Origin of the sequence: Streptomyces cupreus, from assembly GCF_014257025.1 — a bacterium.
In the GTDB taxonomy this organism is placed as follows: Bacteria; Actinomycetota; Actinomycetes; order Streptomycetales; family Streptomycetaceae; genus Streptomyces; species Streptomyces cupreus.
Genome location: NZ_JACMSF010000007.1, coordinates 114,681 through 131,911 on the forward strand (window position 1 = coordinate 114,681; position 17,231 = coordinate 131,911).

Genomic DNA, 17,231 nt, shown 5'->3' on the forward strand with positions numbered 1-17,231 from the left:
ACGCCAACTTCCTTTGTCAGAAGCATTGACGAAACACGGAGGCGCTCCTACCTTCAACGCGTCGTACTTCGTACGTCATATATGAGACGCGATATGTGAGATCCGAGAGGCGCGCATGACCTCTGTGCCCACGCCGATCCCCTCCCGCACGCAGTTCGTGCTGGAGGAGATCAAACGCCGCATCCTCACCGGGCAGTTGACGCCCGGGCAGGCCCTGGTGGAGACCGAGCTCGCCGCGCAGTTCGGGGTGTCCAAGACCCCGGTGCGCGAGGCGCTGAAGACGCTCGCCGGGACCGGGCTCGTCGTGATGAGCCAGTACAAGGGCGTCACGGTGCGCATGGTGGACGCGGACATGGCGCGCGAGGTCTACGACGTGCGGCTGCTTATCGAACCCGAGGCGCTGAAGCGGGCCGTCAGGCGGGGCGCCCCCCTCGACGCCGCCCGGGACGCGCTGACCCGGGCGGACCAGGCGTCCGACACCGCCGAACGCTCCCTCGCCAACCGGGAGTTCCACCGCGCCCTGTACCTGCCCTGCGGCAACCCGCTGCTCGGCCGGATGCTCGACGAGGTCCGTGACCAGGCCGCCCTCGTCTCCGCCGTCGCCTGGGCCGCCTCCCCCTCCTGGGAGCGGGAGGCCGGTGAGCACCGGGAGATCCTGCGGCTCGCCCTCGACGGCGACGCCGACGGCGCGGCGCGCGCCCTGCACGCCCATATCGCGTCCTTCGTCGAGCGAGCGTTCCCCGGCGCCGGGGACCAGGAAGGCCAGGAATGAGCAGCGAGAGCTTCGAGACCCAGCGGGCTGCCCTGGCCGATGTGGTGGCGATCCCGGTGACCCCGTTCGCCGAGGACGGCAGCGTCGACCAGGACGTCCACCGGGCCCTGCTGCGTCGTCTGCTCGACGGGGGGATCCGGACCCTCACCCCCAACGGGAACACCGGCGAGTTCTACGCCCTCACCCCGCAGGAACGCCGGCTCGTCACCGAGATCACGATCGACGAGGTCGGCGACCGTGGAGTGATCCTCGTCGGCGTCGGCCATGACGTGCCCACCGCCGTCGCCTCCGCCCGGCACGCCCGTGAGCTGGGTGCGGCGATGGTGATGGTCCATCAGCCCGTCCATCCCTATGTCTCGCAGGGCGGCTGGGTCGACTACCACCGGGCCATCGCCGAGGCCGTCCCCGAGTTGGGGGTCGTCCCGTACATCCGCAACGCCCAGCTCAGCGGCCACCGCCTGGCCGAGCTCGCCGACTTCTGCCCGAACGTCATCGGCGTCAAGTACGCCGTTCCGGACGCCGCCAAGTTCGCCGCCTTCGCCCGGGACGCGGGGCTCGACCGGTTCGTCTGGGTCGCGGGTCTCGCCGAGCCGTACGCTCCCTCCTACTTCTCGGCGGGCGCCACCGGCTTCACCTCGGGGCTGGTGAACGTCACTCCGGCCGTTTCGCTGAACATGATCGAAGCGCTTCGATCCGGCGACTATCCGGCCGCCATGAAGGTCTGGGAGCAGATCCGCCGTTTCGAGGAGCTGCGCGCCGCCAACGGCTCCGCCAACAACGTCACCGTGGTGAAGGAGGCCCTCGCCTCCCTCGGACTGTGCCGCCGGGAGGTCCGCCCGCCGAGCAAGCCGCTGCCCGAGAGCGAGCGCGCCGAGGTCGCCGCGATAGCCGCCGGATGGTCGATATGACCGGCCGCAAGCGCCCCGAGGAACTGAGGGCCTGTGTCGCATCCCCGGCCGGGCGCACGCCGCCTGGCACGCACTCCCCCAGAGGGGGGACCCCCAGCCGCGTTACCGAACCACCCACGTGGCTCCTCCCCCACGCTCGAACCGGCTTCGCCGACTCGCGCGGGGGCACCCCCATCGAGGGCGCTCCGGCGCCTTGCGATCGCACGCTCCCCCGCGCTCGAACGGCTTCGCCGACTCGCGCGGGGGCACCCCCATCGCCGCCGCACGCTGATCCGACCGGGGATGCGACACAGGCCCTCAGAAGCCATCAGTGGTTCGGCGTCGAGGGTCAGCTGCGCACCTGGTCGCACAACGCCCGTATGCGCCAGCTCGGTTACGAGGCGGAGGAGTACCGGGGCCGCCCGGTGATCGCCGTCCTCAACACCTGGTCCGACATCAACCCCTGCCATGTCCATCTGCGCGAGCGCGCCGAGGCGGTCAAGCGGGGCGTGTGGCAGGCCGGTGGCTTCCCGCTCGAATTCCCGGTCTCCACGCTCTCCGAGACCTACCAGAAGCCGACCCCGATGCTCTACCGCAACCTGCTGGCGATGGAGACGGAGGAGCTGCTGCGCTCCTATCCCGTCGACGCGGCGGTCCTGCTCGGCGGCTGCGACAAGTCGACGCCGGCGCTGCTGATGGGCGCCGCCTCGGCCGACGTGCCGTCGCTCTTCGTGCCCGCGGGGCCGATGCTGCCGGGGCACTGGCGCGGTGAGACCCTCGGGTCCGGCACGGACATGTGGAAGTACTGGGACGAGCACCGCGCGGGCAATCTGACCGACTGCGAACTGCGGGAGCTCCAGGGCGGGTTGGCCCGCTCGCCCGGCCACTGCATGACCATGGGGACCGCGTCCACGATGACCGCTGCGGCGGAGGCCCTCGGGATGACCCTGCCGGGTGCCTCCTCGATCCCCGCAGTCGACTCGGCGCACGAGCGGATGGCCGCCGCCTCCGGGCGCCGCGCCGTGGAACTCGCCTGGACCGGGCTGGCCCCGTCACGGATCCTCACCCGCGAGGCGTTCGAGGACGCCGTCACCACCATCCTCGGCCTCGGCGGCTCCACCAACGCCGTCATCCATCTGATCGCCATGGCCGGCCGCGCCGGCATCAAGCTCACCCTGGACGACTTCGACCGCATCGCGCGTACCGTACCGGTGCTGGCGAACGTCCGGCCCGGCGGACAGACGTACCTCATGGAGGACTTCTACTTCGCCGGCGGTCTGCCCGCCTTCCTCTCGCGGATCACCGACCTGCTCCATCTGGACCGGCCGACCGTGGGCGGCACCCTCGGGGAGCAGATCGAGGGCGCCCAGGTCCACAACGACGACGTCATCCGGCCCCGCGACAACCCGGTCGCGAACGAGGGCGGGGTCGCCGTGCTGCGCGGCAACCTCTGCCCGGACGGCGCCGTCATCAAGCACATCGCCGCCGAGCCGCATCTGCTCAAGCACACCGGTCCCGCGGTCGTCTTCGACGACTACAAGACCATGCAGCGCACCATCAACGACCCGTCGCTGGGCATCACCGCCGACAGCGTGCTGGTGCTGCGCAACGCCGGGCCCAAGGGCGGTCCTGGCATGCCCGAGTACGGCATGCTGCCGATCCCCGACCATCTGCTCAAGCAGGGGGTACGGGACATGGTGCGGATCTCCGACGCCCGGATGAGCGGCACCAGTTACGGCGCCTGCGCGCTGCACGTGGCGCCCGAGTCGTACATCGGGGGACCGCTGGCCCTGGTACGGACCGGGGACTCCATCACCCTGGACGTCGAGGCGCGCACGCTCCAACTCAACGTGGACGACGAGGAGTTGGAACGCCGCCGGGCCGAGTGGACACCACCTCCCGCGCGCTACGAGCGCGGCTACGGCGCGCTCTACAACGAACAGATCACCCAGGCCGACACCGGCTGCGACTTCGAGTTCCTCGCCCGTCCCGGCAAGGTGCAGGACCCGTACGCCGGCTGAACCACCCCTCGACCACCACCTCCTTTGGTCGAGACCCCGAACAGTGATCGGAAAGCGCTTCACCGAGAACGGAGAACAGTCATGGCCCAAGCCGCAGCCGTGGCGAAACCGCCCGCGCCACCGAGGCGGCGCCGTGCCTCCGCGACCCCGCGCAGGCTCCCGTACCTGCTGATCGCCCCGGCCGCCCTGCTCATGCTGGGCTTCATCGCCTACCCGGTGATCAGCGTCTTCTACTACAGCCTGCAGAACTACAACCCCACCAAGCCATGGCGCAACGGCTACGCGGGCTTCGACAACTTCGTGCACGCCTTCACCGACGACCCGCTGTTCTGGGACACGCTGGTCTTCAGCGCCAAGTGGGTCTTCGTCGAGGTCGGACTCCAGTTGCTGTTCGGTCTCGCGCTGGCCCTCATCGTCAACCAGACCTTCGTAGGACGGGGATTGGGCCGTGCGATGGTCTTCTCGCCGTGGGCCGTCTCCGGTGTGCTGACCTCCGCGATCTGGGTGCTGCTCTACAACTCCCAGACAGGCATGACCCGTTACCTCGCCGACATGGGCATCGGCTCCTACGGCACCAGCTGGCTGTCGGACACCTCCACCGTCTTCCCGGCGGCGATCGTCGCCGACCTGTGGCGCGGTGTGCCCTTCTTCGCGATCCTCATCCTCGCCGACCTCCAGTCCGTCTCGAAGGATCTGTACGAGGCCGCCGAGGTCGACGGGGCCAGCCGGATCAAGCAGTTCTGGCACATCACGCTGCCCCATCTGAAGGACGCCATCATCCTGTCCACGCTGCTGCGCGCGGTGTGGGAGTTCAACAACGTCGACCTGCTCTACACCCTCACCGGCGGCGGACCCGCCGGCGAGACGACGACACTCCCGCTCTACATCGCCAACACCAGCGTCGACGCCCACAACTTCGGCTACGCGTCGGCCCTGACCACGGTCGCGTTCGTGATCCTGCTCTTCTGCTCGATGGTCTATCTGCGGCTGAGCAAGTTCGGAGGTGAGAGCAAGTGAGCATCAAGGAAGCCACCCCGGTCGTGCCCGCCGCCCGGAGGACACCACCGCCGTCCCACCCTTCCGGCAGGCACCGCGCCTGGGACGAGGTCCCGCGCTGGCAGATCTACCTCCCGCTCGGCATCTATCTGCTCTTCACCCTGATCCCCTTCTACTGGATCCTGCTCTTCGCGCTCCGCCCGAGCGGCTCGACCTCGCTCGTGCCCTGGCCGATGACCTTCGACCACTTCGACAAGGTCTGGAACGAGCGGAGCTTCGGCACCTACTTCCAGAACAGCGTCCTGGTCGGTGTCGCCACCCTCCTCATGACGACACTCGTCGCCCTGGCCGGCGGCTACGCCCTCGCCCGGTTCGACTTCAAGATCAAGCGGGCCTTCATGCTCGCCCTGCTCTGCTCGCAGTTCGTGCCCGGCGCGCTGCTGCTGGTGCCGCTGTTCGAGATCTTCGCCGAACTCCAGATGATCAACTCGCTGGGCAGCGTCATCCTCGCGGAGACCGTCTTCCAACTGCCGCTGTCCATGATCCTGCTCAGCAACTTCATCAAGAACGTGCCGTACTCGCTGGAGGAGGCCGCCTGGGTGGACGGCTGCAACCGCTTCACCGGGTTCCGCATCGTCGTACTCCCGCTGCTGCGGCCAGGGTTGATCGCCGTCGGCTCCTTCGCCTTCGTGCACTCCTGGAACCACTTCCTGTTCGCCCTGATGTTCCTCAACAACCAGGACAAGCAGACCATCCCGGTCGGCCTCAACACCCTGATGAGCGCGGACAGCGTCGACCTCGGCGCGCTCGCCGCGGGCGGCATCATCGCGGCCGTACCCGTGGTGATCGTGTTCGCCTTCATCCAGAAGTGGCTGATCACCGGGTTCAGCGCGGGGGCGGTGAAGGGATGAGAACGCATCGGTTCATCGTGCCGCTCGCCCTGCTCGGGGTGCTGAGCTTCCCCGCGCACGCCGAGGGCCGCGACATCAGCCGCGACACCCTGCCCGCGAACGACGGCTGGGCGTCCTACGGCACCGGCACCACCGGAGGCTCGGCCGCCGACGACGCCCATGTGTTCACGGTGACGGACCGCGCCGGACTCGTCCGCGCCCTCGACGGCGGCAGCGACACCCCGAAGATCATCAAGATAGCCGGGGCCATCGACGCCAACACCGACGAGAACGGCGACCACCTGGACTGCGCCGACTACGCCACCGACGGCTACGACCTGAAGGAGTACCTCACCGCCTACGACCCCCGCACCTGGGGCTCCGCCAAGCCCAGCGGCCCCCAGGAACAGGCCCGCCAGGCCTCGGCCGCCAAGCAGGCCGAGCGCGTCGAGCTGGCCGTCGGCTCCAACACCACGATCGTCGGTCTTGGCGACAAAGCCGTCCTGAAAGGTGCCGGCCTCCAGATCAAGGACGCCTCCAACGTCATCGTCCGCAATCTCGAACTCCGCGACGCCTACGACTGCTTCCCCGTCTGGCAGCCCAACTCCGGCGGCCTCGGCGACTGGAAGACGGCGTACGACAACCTCTGGCTGCGCGGCGCCACGCATGTGTGGGTCGACCATGTGACGTTGAGCGACAAGGGCCACCCCGACGAGGACGAGCCCACCTACTTCGGCCGCAACTACCTGCGTCACGACGGTCTGCTCGACATCACCAACGGCTCCGACCTGGTCACCGTCTCCTGGAGCCGGTTCGCCGACCACGACAAGGCGATGCTCATCGGCAACGGCGACACCGCCACCGGGGACCGCGGCAAGCTCCGGGTCACCCTGCACCACAACCAGTTCGAGTCCGTCGTACAGCGGGCGCCGAGGGTGCGCTTCGGACAGGTGCACGTCTACAACAACCGGTACGTCGTCAAGGACGGCCACCGGTACTCGATCGGCGTCTCGACCGAGTCCGCCCTGTACGTCCAGAACAACGCCTTCACCGCCCCGGGCCATATCGAGGTCGCCGACCTGGTCAAGAGCTGGAACGGCAGCGCCCTGCACGACGAGGGCACCCTCTTCAACGGCTTCCCCGTGGACCTGCGCACGATCTACAACGCCTACAACTCCGGCAGCGAGCGCGACCTCACGGCGGACGTCGGCTGGACACCTACCCTGCACACAAAGATCGACAGCGCCGGGACGGCCGACCGAGCGGTGGCGCGCGGCGCGGGCGCAGGGAGGATCCCATGACCGTAGACATCGTCCTGGCGGGCGCGCGCGGCCACGGCCGCTGGCACCTGGACAACATCCGGGGGCTCCAGGACAAGGGCATCGTCCGTCTGGCGGGCATCTGCGAGCTGTGGCCCCTCACGGCGGACGAGATCCCCGAGGGCCTCGGCACGCCCGAGCAGTCCGCCGACTTCGGCGCCCTCCTGGACACCACCGGCGCCCGGGTCGCGGTGATCTGCACCCCGATCCCGACCCACACGGACCTGGCGCTGACCGCGGCGCGCAAGGGCGTCCATGTCCTGCTGGAGAAGCCGCCCGCCCCGTCGTACGCCGAGTTCCGGCGCATGGCGGACGGGGTCGCCGAGGCCGGAGTCACCTGCCAGATCGGCTTCCAGTCGCTCGGTTCACGGGCGGTGCCCGCGATCCGGCGGATGATCGCCGAGGGCACCATCGGCGAGCTCGTCGGTGTCGGCGGGGCCGGCGCCTGGGCCCGCGCCGAGTCCTACTACCGGCGCGCGCCCTGGGCCGGAAAGCGCCGCCTGAACGGCGTCGACGTGATCGACGGCGCGCTGACCAACCCGCTCGCGCACGCCGTCGCCACCGCCCTCGCGCTCGGCGGCTCGACCCGCTCCGAGGACGTCACGGGCGTCGAGACCGAGCTGCTGCGCGCCAACGACATCGAGTCCGACGACACCTCCTGCGTCCGCGTCGCCACCGCCCAGGGCCACCCCGTCACCGTCGCCGTCACCCTGTGCGCCGAGCACCCCGACGAGCCGTATGTCGTGGTGCACGGCAGCAGCGGCCGGATCACCTTCTGGTACAAGCAGGACCGGGTACTGCTCCAGCGCGCCGGGCACGGCCCCGAGGAGGCCGAGTACGGCCGCACCGACCTGCTGGAGAACCTCGTCCGGCATCTCACCGACGGCGACGAACTGCTGGTCACCCCGGAGGAGACCGGCGCCTTCATGAAGGTCGTCGAGGCGATCCGGCTGGCCCCCGACCCGGCTCCGCTGCCCGCCGGGGCCTGGCATCTGCTGCCCGACGAACAGCGCCGGGTCGTGCCCGGCGTCGACGGACTGGTCGCGGCCGCCGCCGACACCCTCGCCCTCTACTCCGAGCTCGGCGCCCCCTGGGCGCTTCCCCACGGTCTCCGCAAAGAGGTGAGCACATGATGACGACCAACGACACCCCGGTCCTGCGCGTCGCGGGCCGCCCGGTCGGCCGGTACGTCACCCGGCCCGAACTGCCGGACCGGCTCTCCCCGCGCCCGTATCTGCACCCGGTCACCACCCTGGCCGGCACGGCGGTCAGCGAGCTCAGCCCCGCCGACCACGCACACCACCTCGGCGTCGGCGTCGCCGTTCCCGACGTCGAGGGGCACAACTTCTGGGGCGGGCGCACCTACGTCCGCGACCAGGGCCCGACCGAGCTGGACAACCACGGCGCCCAGCGCCACGCGGGCTTCCAACTGCGGGACCCCGACGGGTTCGTCCAGGAGCTGCGCTGGATGGCGGCCGGAGCCGAGCTGCTGCGCGAGCGCCGTACCGTCGCCGCCACCGAACTCACCGAATCCGCCTGGTCGTTGGACTTCACCTTCGCGCTCACCAATGTCACCGCGGGCACGCTGTCCATCGGCAGCCCCGCCACCAACGGACGCCCCGGCGCGGCCTACGGCGGCTTCTTCTGGCGGGCCCGCAAGGAGGACACGGCACCGGACGTCCTCACCCCGGACGCCGAGGGCGAGGCCGACGCCCACGGGCGCGTCGCCGACTGGCTCGCCCTGGTCGGCGCCACCTGGACGCTGGTGTTCGCCGGGGCCACCGAACAGACCCGCCAGGACCCGTGGTTCGTGCGCACCGCCGAATATCCCGGCGTGGGCTCGTCGCTGGCCCACACCGAACGGCTGCCGATCGCGCCCGGCGACACGGTCGTACGGCGGATCGTCACGGTCGTCGCCGACGGCCGGCTCGACCGGGACGCCGCCTCCTCCCTGGTCCGCAAGGCGGTGAGCGCATGACCACCTACACCAACCCCGTCCTCGACGCCGACTGGTCCGACCCGGACGTCCTGCGCGTCGGCGACGACTTCTATCTGACCGCCTCCAGCTTCGGCCGCGTCCCCGGACTGCCGCTGCTGCACTCCCGCGACCTCGTCAACTGGACCCTGATCGGCCACGCCCTCGAACGCCTGGAACCGGCGGCCGAGTTCAGGACCCCACGGCACGACTGCGGGGTCTGGGCACCCTCCCTGCGCCATCACGACGACCGCTTCTGGATCTTCTGGGGCGACCCCGACCAGGGCATCCACCAGATCAACGCCCCCGAGATCCGCGGCCCCTGGACCCGGCCGCACCTCCTCAAGGCCGGCAAGGGCCTGATCGACCCCTGCCCGCTGTGGGACGAGGAGACCGGCGAGGCCTACCTGGTGCACGCCTGGGCCAAGTCCCGCTCCGGCATCAAGAACCGGCTCACCGGCCACCGGATGCGCCCCGACGGCAGCGAACTCCTCGACGAGGGCAAGGTGATCGTCGACGGCGACCGCATCCCCGGCTGGTTCACCCTGGAGGGCCCCAAGCTCTACCGGCACGACGGCTGGTTCTGGATCCTCGCCCCCGCCGGGGGAGTGGAGACCGGCTGGCAGGGCGCCTTCCGCTCGCGCGGCTTCTTCGGCCCGTACGAGGAGAAGATCGTCCTCGAACAGAAGGACACCGACGTCAACGGCCCCCACCAGGGCGGCTGGGTGCGCACCCCGTCCGGCGAGGACTGGTTCGTCCACTTCCAGCAGCGCGGCGCCTACGGCCGGGTCGTGCACCTCCAGCCGATGCGCTGGGGCCCCGACGGCTGGCCGGTGCTCGGCGCCGACGGCGCCCCCGTCGCCGTACACAAGAAGCCCGCTCTGCCCCCGCAGCCGCCGGCCGCGCCCGCCACCGACGACGACTTCCCCGGCGGACGGCACGGACGGCAGTGGCAGTGGACGGCCAATCCGCGCGAGGGCTGGTCCACCCAGCACTCCGCCGACGGGCTACGGCTCACCTGCGTCCGCTCGGCCGACGCGCATGACCTGCGCAGACTGCCGAACGTCCTCACCCAGCGGCTGCCCGGAATGCCGGCCACCATCGAGGTCGAGCTGCGCCTGGACAGCGCCGAGCCCGGGGCGCGGGCCGGACTCGCGGTGCTCGGGGACGCCTTCAGCTGGATCGGGCTCCAGCGAGGCACCGGCGGCACCGTCCACCTCGTCCACCGCTTCGCCGAGGCCGTCGCCATGGGGGCACCTCCCACGCCTTTCGGGCAGTGGGGGAACGAACGCGACGCGAGCCACCCCCGCCCCGCCCCCGAGGGCCGCGCCCGGCTCCGCATCGAGATCACCTCCGGCGCCCGCTGCCGCTTCTTCCACGACGTCGGAGACGGCTGGACTTCGTCCGGGCCCGTCTTCGCCGCCACCCCCTGGCGCTGGGTCGGCGCCCTGCTCGGCCTTTTCGCCCTCGCGCCCACCGGTCAGGGACACGCCGGCGCGGCAACCTTCACGCACTTCACGGTCACCCCCTCGTAACTCACCTCATCAGAACGCCTGTTGGGAGCCGCAATGACGCAACTCCGTGGCAAGCGCTTGCCAGGGGCGGGCAGAACCACGGCCGCCGTCCTGGGCCTGGTCGCCGCCCTCGGACTCGGGGCCATCGGCGAGGCGGACGCCGCGACCGCCCCCGGTGCGACGGCCGACCGCTTCGGCGACCGCCCGCACGGGTTCGCCTCCCTCGAAGGGGGCACCACCGGTGGCGCCGGCGGCAAGGTCGTCACGGTCACCGACCAGGCCTCGCTGGCCAAGTACGCGGCGGCGGCCGAGCCGTACATCATCCGCGTCCAGGGCTCGATCACCGCCGAGCCGTTCGGCGCGAACATCGAGGTCGCCTCCGACAAGACGATCGTCGGGGTCGGGGACGGCGGGGAGCTGGTGCAGGGCGAGTTCCATCTCAGCCCCGGCACCCACAACGTCATCATCCGCAATCTGACGATCCGCGACTCGGCGGTCGAGGGCAACTGGGACTGCAAGGACACCGACTTCGACGGCATCCAGATGGACACCGTCCACCACGTCTGGGTCGACCACAACCGCTTCTCGAACATCTGCGACGGGCAGCTCGACGTCCGCAAGGACAGCGAGTACGTGACCGTCTCCTACAACCGGTTCGAGAACAACAACAAGACGTTCGGGCTCGGCTGGACGACGAATGTGAAGACGCAGATCACCATCGACCACAACTGGTTCGCCAACACCAAACAGCGCAACCCGTCCGTGGACAACGCCGCTTACGCGCACCTCTACAACAACTACCTGACCGCACAGGCGGATCCGGGCGACCCCGTGTGGACGTACGGGAACTGGTCGCGCGGAAAGACCAGGATGGTCATCGAGAACAGCTACTACCAGGACGTCCAGCACCCCTACCAGGCCGACGCCACGGCCGAGTTGGTGCAGCGCGGGTCGATCCTGAAGAACACCACCGGCCGCCATGACGAGTGGGGTGCCGCCTTCGATCCGCGGGAGTTCTACGACTACCGGCTCGACCCGGCCACCGCCGTGCCCGCGCTGGTCAAGCGGTTCTCGGGGCCGCAGGAGCGGATCGGTGTGGTGCTGCGCGTTCCCGGCGACTACCCGACCGTGCAGTCCGCCGTGGACGCCGTGCCCGACGGCAACACCGTGCCGCTGACCATCGCCGTCGCGCCCGGGACGTACCGCGAGAAGGTGTTCATCCCCGCGACCAAGCCGAACATCCTGCTGCGCGGGACTGGACAAGATCGGTCCGACACCGTCATCGTCTACGACACGCCCGCCGCGTACGGCGGCTCCACCGGGAGCGCCACCGTACGGATCGCCGCGAACGACGTCACGGCGCGGAACCTCACCTTCAGCAACGACTTCGACGAGGCCGCGCACGAGCTGAACGGCGAGCAAGCCCTCGCCATGAAGACGACCGGTGACCGGATCGTCTTCGAGGACACCGCCTTCCTGGGCAACCAGGACACGCTGATGACCGACAGCCCCAAGCTGACCACCGTCAGCCGGGTATACATCCGCGACTCGTACATCGAGGGCGACGTCGACTTCGTCTACGGGCGGGCGACCACCGTCATCGAGCGGTCGGTGATCCGCGCGCTGAGCCGCGGCTCGGCCACCAACAACGGCTACATCACCGCCGCCTCGACCTGGAAGGGCAACCCCTACGGCTTCCTGATCACCGACTCCAAGGTGGTCAGTGACGCCCCGGCCGGATCCTTCCACCTCGGCCGGCCCTGGCACCCCGGTGGCGAACCCGACGCCGTCGCCCAGGTGCTGATCAGGAACACCGAACTGCCGGCCGCGATCAAGGCCGCGCCGTGGACCGACATGAGCGGGTTCTCGTGGAAGGACGCGCGGTTCACGGAGTACCGCAACTACGGCCCGGGGGCGGCGACTTCGCCGGACCGGCCGCAGATGGGCGACATCGAGGCGCGGGCCCACACCGTCGCCGACTACCTCAAGGGCACGGACGGCTGGGCGCCGTACGCGCGCCACTGACCCCCACAACTCCATATCTCGCAGGATCCAGAAGAAGAGAGCCGACCAATGAAGATCAGCATCCGTAGAAGCAGGCGCGCTGCCACAGCCGTCGCCCTGGGCTCCGTGCTCGCCCTGACCGCCACCGCCTGCGGCGACGACGGCAGCGGCAGTGGCGGGGACAAGGGATCCGAGGGCTCCGGCAAGGGCGAGATCGTCTTCTGGGACAACAACGGCGGTGTGCGCACCGACATCTGGAAGGAGATCATCGCCGACTTCGAGAAGGCGAACCCCGACATCAAGGTCGAGTACGTCCCGATCGCCGCCACCGAGGTGCAGTCCAAGTACGACACCGCCATCCAGGGCGGCGGACTGCCCGACGTCGGCGGTGTCGGCGCCGCGATGCTCGCCGGCATCGCCGCGCAGGACTCGCTGGAGCCCGTGGAGGGGCGGCTCGCCGAGTCCTCCCTCAACGGCAAGCTCAACGAGGACATGGTCGAGTCGGTGAAGGTGGCCGGCGGCTCCGAGGAGCACATGTACTCGATCCCCACCTCCGCCAACAACGGCGTCCTTTACTACCGCACCGACCTGTTCAAGAAGGCGGGGCTTGAGGAGCCGACGACCTGGGACGCCTTCTACGAGGCCGCCGACAAGCTCACGAACTCCGGCAAGAACGAGTTCGGGTACACGATCCGCGGTGGCGCGGGGTCGATCGCGCAGGCCCTGGACGCGATGTACGGGCAGAGCGGGATCACCACGTTCTGGAACGGTGACAAGACCACCGTCAACGACCCCAAGAACGTGGAGTCGTTGGAGAAGTACGCGGCCCTGTTCAAGAAGGTCACTCCGGCCGCCGACCTCAACAACGACTTCACCAAGATGGTCGCGCAGTGGGACTCCGGCACGATCGGGATGCTCAACCACAACCTGGGCTCGTACCAGGATCATGTGAAGGCGCTCGGGGTCGAGAAGTTCCGGGGCATTCCGCAGCCTGTTGGCTCCGGCGGCAAGCGGGTTCAGGTGTCCAACCCCGTTGACGGGCTCGGGCTGTTCAAGAGCTCCAAGAACAAGGACGCGGCCTGGAAGTTCATCGAGTTCGCTGCCTCGCACGAGGCGAACTCGAAGTGGAACGAGTCGGCGGGAGCGATTCCGTCCAACACCGAGGCGGCCAAGGACGCTTGGATCAATGAGGCCGAGCCCACGAAGCTGGCTGCCGCCGCGCTGAACGATGGTTCTACGACCATCGTCCAGCTTCCTTACTACCTGCCTGACTGGAACACCATTTCCAAGGCGGACAACGAGCCCAACTTCCAGAAGGTGCTGCTCGGGAAGATGAGTGCGAAGGCCTTCCTCGACACGATTGCCGAGCAGCTGAACGAGGCTCAGGCCGAGTGGAACGAGCAGAAGTCCTGAGTACTCGGGGGTTGCTGTCGTGGGGGACTGCCGGCCGGTTGCGGCTGGTCGCGCAGTTCCCCGCGCCCCTGAGGGTGTTGCCGGTCCCTCTTCCTGAAAGGCCAAGGCATGTCGCTTTCCCGTAGACAGGTTGCCGGCGCTTTTGTCGCTGCCGTGCCTCTCACCTTCGGTACCGCTCAGGCCGGTGAGCGGGGGAGTCGTACTCTCTTCATCGCCGGGGATTCCACCGCCGCTCAGAAGTATGCGGACGCCGCGCCCGAGACCGGGTGGGGGATGGCTCTTCCCTTCTTTCTCCACAAGGGGCTTGTCGTCTCCAACCACGCCGTGAACGGGCGTAGTTCCAAGAGCTTCGTCGATGAAGGGCGGCTCGATGTCATTCTCGGGGCCATTCGGCCCGGGGACCTTCTGGTGATCCAGTTCGCTCACAACGACGAGAAGGTCACGGATCCGGTTCGATACACCGAGCCCTGGACGACGTACAAGGACTATCTGCGGCTGTACATCGAGGGTGCCCGTTCCCGTGGTGTCCGGCCGGTGCTCGCCACCGCCGTGGAGCGGCGTCGGTTCGACGCTCAGGGCAACGCTCAGGCCAGTCACGGCGACTACCCGGCGGCCATGCGCTCGCTCGCCGAGGAGGAGCGGGTCGCGCTGCTCGACATTCAGGCGCTGTCGCTTCAGTTGTGGCAGTCGCTGGGGGTCGAGGAGACCAAGAAGTACTTCAACTGGACCGCCACCGAGCAGGACAACACGCACTTCAACCCGCCCGGGGCCATCGCGGTGGCGCGGCTCGTGGCGCGGGAGTTGCTGCGGACGCGGGTGTTGAGCCCGCAGGACCTGCGGCGGCTGGACGAGGAGATCCCTCAGTCCTGGATCACCTGGCCGGAAGCCGCCGCCTGACCCCTATCGCGTAGAGACATAGAAAAGAGAGCCGCATCATGAACGCACAGACATGGCATGGGCATGCCATAGGAGCCGCCGTGCTGGCCGGCTGTGTCTCGCTCGTCCTCGGAGCCAGCGGTGCCGGGATCGCCCAGGCCGGGTCGGCCCGTGACCTCGGGCGCGAGGTGCTCGGCGCCGGGGACGGGTGGGCGTCGGAGGGGGCCGGGACCACCGGTGGGTCGGCCGCCGACGCCGCGCATGTCCACACCGTGACCACCTGGGCCGAGTTCAGGGCCGCGCTCGCGGAGGGTGGCACCGCGCCCCGGATCATCAAGGTCAAGGGCGTGATCGACGCGGTGTCCGAGGGCTGTGACGCCCTCGCCGCCGAGGGGTACGACTTCCAGCAGTACCTCGCCGACTACGACCCCGCCGTGTGGGGCAACGAGACCCCGGTCAGCGGCGAGCAGGAGACCCTGCGGGCCGCGTCCGCCGCCAATCAGAACAAGATGATCAAGGCGAGCGTGCCGGCCAACACCACGATCGTGGGCGTCGGCCGGGACTCCGGGATCCGGGGCGGCAGCCTGCAGATCCGGGGCGTCGACAATGTGATCGTCCGCAACCTCACCATCGAGGCCCCGCTCGACTGCTTCCCGCAGTGGGACCCGACCGACGACAACAAGACCGGCGCCTGGAACTCCGAGTACGACGGTGTCGTCGTCTACGGCTCCACCCATGTGTGGATCGACCACAACACGCTCACCGACGGACGCTATCCCGACAGCTCCCTGCCGGAGTACTTCGGCAAGGTCTACCAGCAGCACGACGGCCTGGTGGACGTGGTGCGCGGCGCCAACCATGTGACGGTGTCCTGGAATTCCTTCCAGGACCACGACAAGACCATGCTGATCGGCAACAGCGACGGCGCGGGCTCCACCGACACCGGCAAGCTCAAGGTCACCCTCCACCACAACCGGTTCGAGGGCATCGTGGAGCGGGCGCCACGCGTCCGGTTCGGGCAGGTCGACTCGTACAACAACCACTTCGTGGTGACCGGCGGCCAGAAGTTCGGCTACGTCTTCGGCATCGGCGCCTCCTCCCAGCTCAACGCCACCGACAACGCCTTCACGCTGGCGCCCGGGGTGAGCACCGGCAAGGTGCTGAAGAAGTGGAACGAGGCACCCCTCACCGCCGCGAACAACTACGTCAACGGCAGGCTCACCGACCTGATCGCCGTCCACAACACGGAGATCCCCGCCGAGACCCTCCAGTCCGGCGCGGGATGGACGCCCACGCTGCGGACCCAGGTCGACCACCCGCGGGCCGTCCCCGGCATCGTCGACCACCGCGCGGGTGCCGGCCGTATCTGCTGATCCGCCCAGGGGGCCGGGCCTCCCGGCCCCCTCCGCAGCCTTCGAAGGAGCACTCGCATGCCCTCGCCCCACCTCCAACTACCCCTGTCCAGACGGGGATTCCTGATGGCGAGCGCCGGAGCGGGCGCCGCTCTCGGCCTTGCCTCCGTCCCCGCGCGGGCCGCCGCCGGACCCCGCCCGTTCGGACCGTACGGCTCACCGGCCGCCCGCCTCACCCCGACCACGCTCTACGTCGATCCGGACGGCAGCGGCGACCACACCACCGTCCAGGCCGCCGTGAACGCCGCCACCGGCAGCGGCTGGACGCTGGTCCTCGCACCCGGCACCTACCGGGAGACCGTGAGCGTCGACCTCACCCGCACCGAGATGACCTGGCTCGGCGCCGGCGACGGCCCCCGGGACGTCGTCATCGTCTACGACAACGCCGCCGGCACCCCCAAGCCCGACGGCTCCGGCACCTACGGCACCACCGGCTCGGCCACCACCACCGTGCGAGCCGACGGATTCACCGCCCGCAGGATCACCTTCGCCAACGACTGGCTGCGCGCCGACCACCCCGGGATCAGCGGCACCCAGGCCGTCGCCATCAAGGTGATGGGCGACCGCTCCGCCTTCCACCACTGCCGTTTCCTCGGCCACCAGGACACCCTGTACGCCGACACGGGCGCGCTGACCGTCTTCGCCCGCCAGTACTTCGCGCACTGCTACGCCGAGGGCGACGTCGACTTCGTCTTCGGGCGGGCGACGGCCGTCTTCGAGCACTGCCACTTCCGCACGCTGACCCGTACCGACCGGGCCTCCGCCCCGTACGGTTTCGTCTTCGCGCCCTCGACGGCGGGCGCCAACCCGCGCGGCTACCTGGTCACCAGGAGCCGGGTGACCAGCGAAGCCCCGGACGCCTACTACAAGCTGGCCCGCCCCTGGGTACCCAGCTCCGACCGCACCGCCAGTCCGATGCTCACCGTCCGGGAGACCTGGCTGGGCCCCGGCATCGACGCGGTGGCGCCCTACGCCAACATGTCGGACGCCTACCCATGGCAGAACCAGCGGTTCGCCGAGTACCGCAACTCCGGCCCCGGCGCGGAGATCTCCCTGCCGGAGAACCGCCCCCAACTCGCCGCCGAGCAGGCCGAGTCGGAGACCCGGGGCGCGTATCTCGGGGACTGGGAGCCATGGAAGGAGGACTGCTGA

Annotated in this window: 14 protein-coding genes; all 14 read left to right on the top strand. The window is 69.5% G+C overall.

Annotated elements, in window-relative coordinates; genetic code table 11:
- Nucleotides 1–115 precede the first annotated feature (115 nt).
- The 14 genes from H4N64_RS09130 (at nt 116) to H4N64_RS09195 (ending at nt 17,231) form a co-directional block, all read left to right on the top strand.
- On the top strand, nt 116–772 hold the full coding sequence (locus H4N64_RS09130) for a GntR family transcriptional regulator (protein ID WP_186281621.1): 657 nt from the start codon (nt 116–118) through the stop codon (nt 770–772).
- Nucleotides 769–1,680 (top strand): dihydrodipicolinate synthase family protein, encoded by a 912-nt coding sequence (locus tag H4N64_RS09135; protein WP_186281622.1) that lies wholly within the window; start codon nt 769–771, stop codon nt 1,678–1,680. Before H4N64_RS09130 ends, H4N64_RS09135 begins: the two co-directional genes overlap by 4 nt.
- 173 nt (nt 1,681–1,853) lie before the next feature.
- Complete coding sequence (gene araD / locus H4N64_RS09140) at nt 1,854–3,680, top strand: L-arabinonate dehydratase (protein WP_186281798.1); 1,827 nt, start codon at nt 1,854–1,856, stop codon at nt 3,678–3,680.
- A gap of 81 nt (nt 3,681–3,761) precedes the next feature.
- Nucleotides 3,762–4,697, top strand: a complete 936-nt coding sequence (locus H4N64_RS09145) for a carbohydrate ABC transporter permease (protein WP_186281623.1) — start codon at nt 3,762–3,764, stop codon at nt 4,695–4,697.
- Nucleotides 4,694–5,587 carry a carbohydrate ABC transporter permease gene (locus tag H4N64_RS09150; protein WP_186281624.1) on the top strand — a complete coding sequence of 298 codons (894 nt, stop codon included), beginning with the start codon at nt 4,694–4,696 and terminating at the stop codon, nt 5,585–5,587. Before H4N64_RS09145 ends, H4N64_RS09150 begins: the two co-directional genes overlap by 4 nt.
- Complete coding sequence (locus tag H4N64_RS09155; RefSeq protein ID WP_186281625.1) at nt 5,584–6,867, top strand: pectate lyase family protein; 1,284 nt, start codon at nt 5,584–5,586, stop codon at nt 6,865–6,867. Before H4N64_RS09150 ends, H4N64_RS09155 begins: the two co-directional genes overlap by 4 nt.
- Nucleotides 6,864–8,018, top strand: a complete 1,155-nt coding sequence (locus H4N64_RS09160) for a Gfo/Idh/MocA family protein (RefSeq protein ID WP_186281626.1) — start codon at nt 6,864–6,866, stop codon at nt 8,016–8,018. The genes H4N64_RS09155 and H4N64_RS09160 overlap by 4 nt, the downstream gene beginning before the upstream one ends.
- The gene (locus tag H4N64_RS09165; protein ID WP_186281799.1) at nt 8,018–8,863 is read left to right on the top strand and encodes a DUF6807 domain-containing protein; all 846 of its coding nucleotides are present in this window, start codon (nt 8,018–8,020) and stop codon (nt 8,861–8,863) included. The genes H4N64_RS09160 and H4N64_RS09165 overlap by 1 nt, the downstream gene beginning before the upstream one ends.
- On the top strand, nt 8,860–10,395 hold the full coding sequence (locus H4N64_RS09170; RefSeq protein WP_186281627.1) for a glycoside hydrolase family 43 protein: 1,536 nt from the start codon (nt 8,860–8,862) through the stop codon (nt 10,393–10,395). Before H4N64_RS09165 ends, H4N64_RS09170 begins: the two co-directional genes overlap by 4 nt.
- A gap of 33 nt (nt 10,396–10,428) precedes the next feature.
- Nucleotides 10,429–12,399: a pectinesterase family protein gene (locus H4N64_RS09175; protein ID WP_186281629.1), complete on the top strand. Its 1,971-nt coding sequence runs from the start codon at nt 10,429–10,431 to the stop codon at nt 12,397–12,399.
- A gap of 48 nt (nt 12,400–12,447) precedes the next feature.
- Nucleotides 12,448–13,791: an ABC transporter substrate-binding protein gene (locus tag H4N64_RS09180; protein ID WP_186281631.1), complete on the top strand. Its 1,344-nt coding sequence runs from the start codon at nt 12,448–12,450 to the stop codon at nt 13,789–13,791.
- Nucleotides 13,792–13,899: 108 nt separating this feature from the next.
- A complete protein-coding gene (locus tag H4N64_RS09185; RefSeq protein ID WP_186281633.1) occupies nt 13,900–14,688 on the top strand; it encodes a rhamnogalacturonan acetylesterase in 789 nt (262 codons plus the stop codon).
- Nucleotides 14,689–14,726: 38 nt separating this feature from the next.
- Nucleotides 14,727–16,040 carry a pectate lyase family protein gene (locus H4N64_RS09190; RefSeq protein ID WP_186281634.1) on the top strand — a complete coding sequence of 438 codons (1,314 nt, stop codon included), beginning with the start codon at nt 14,727–14,729 and terminating at the stop codon, nt 16,038–16,040.
- Between the two features lie 57 nt (nt 16,041–16,097).
- Nucleotides 16,098–17,231, top strand: a complete 1,134-nt coding sequence (locus H4N64_RS09195) for a pectinesterase family protein (protein WP_186281636.1) — start codon at nt 16,098–16,100, stop codon at nt 17,229–17,231.

Excerpts from the sequence above, each read along its gene's own strand:
- H4N64_RS09130 (WP_186281621.1), top strand. The coding sequence starts at position 116 with ATGACCTCTGTGCCCACGCCGATCCCCTCCCGCACGCAGTTCGTGCTG.
- H4N64_RS09135 (WP_186281622.1), top strand. The coding sequence starts at position 769 with ATGAGCAGCGAGAGCTTCGAGACCCAGCGGGCTGCCCTGGCCGATGTG.
- H4N64_RS09165 (WP_186281799.1), top strand. The coding sequence starts at position 8,018 with ATGACGACCAACGACACCCCGGTCCTGCGCGTCGCGGGCCGCCCGGTC.
- H4N64_RS09160 (WP_186281626.1), top strand. The coding sequence starts at position 6,864 with ATGACCGTAGACATCGTCCTGGCGGGCGCGCGCGGCCACGGCCGCTGG.
- H4N64_RS09145 (WP_186281623.1), top strand. The coding sequence starts at position 3,762 with ATGGCCCAAGCCGCAGCCGTGGCGAAACCGCCCGCGCCACCGAGGCGG.
- H4N64_RS09180 (WP_186281631.1), top strand. The coding sequence starts at position 12,448 with ATGAAGATCAGCATCCGTAGAAGCAGGCGCGCTGCCACAGCCGTCGCC.
- H4N64_RS09175 (WP_186281629.1), top strand. The coding sequence starts at position 10,429 with ATGACGCAACTCCGTGGCAAGCGCTTGCCAGGGGCGGGCAGAACCACG.
- H4N64_RS09170 (WP_186281627.1), top strand. The coding sequence starts at position 8,860 with ATGACCACCTACACCAACCCCGTCCTCGACGCCGACTGGTCCGACCCG.
- H4N64_RS09190 (WP_186281634.1), top strand. The coding sequence starts at position 14,727 with ATGAACGCACAGACATGGCATGGGCATGCCATAGGAGCCGCCGTGCTG.
- H4N64_RS09195 (WP_186281636.1), top strand. The coding sequence starts at position 16,098 with ATGCCCTCGCCCCACCTCCAACTACCCCTGTCCAGACGGGGATTCCTG.
- H4N64_RS09155 (WP_186281625.1), top strand. The coding sequence starts at position 5,584 with ATGAGAACGCATCGGTTCATCGTGCCGCTCGCCCTGCTCGGGGTGCTG.
- H4N64_RS09185 (WP_186281633.1), top strand. The coding sequence starts at position 13,900 with ATGTCGCTTTCCCGTAGACAGGTTGCCGGCGCTTTTGTCGCTGCCGTG.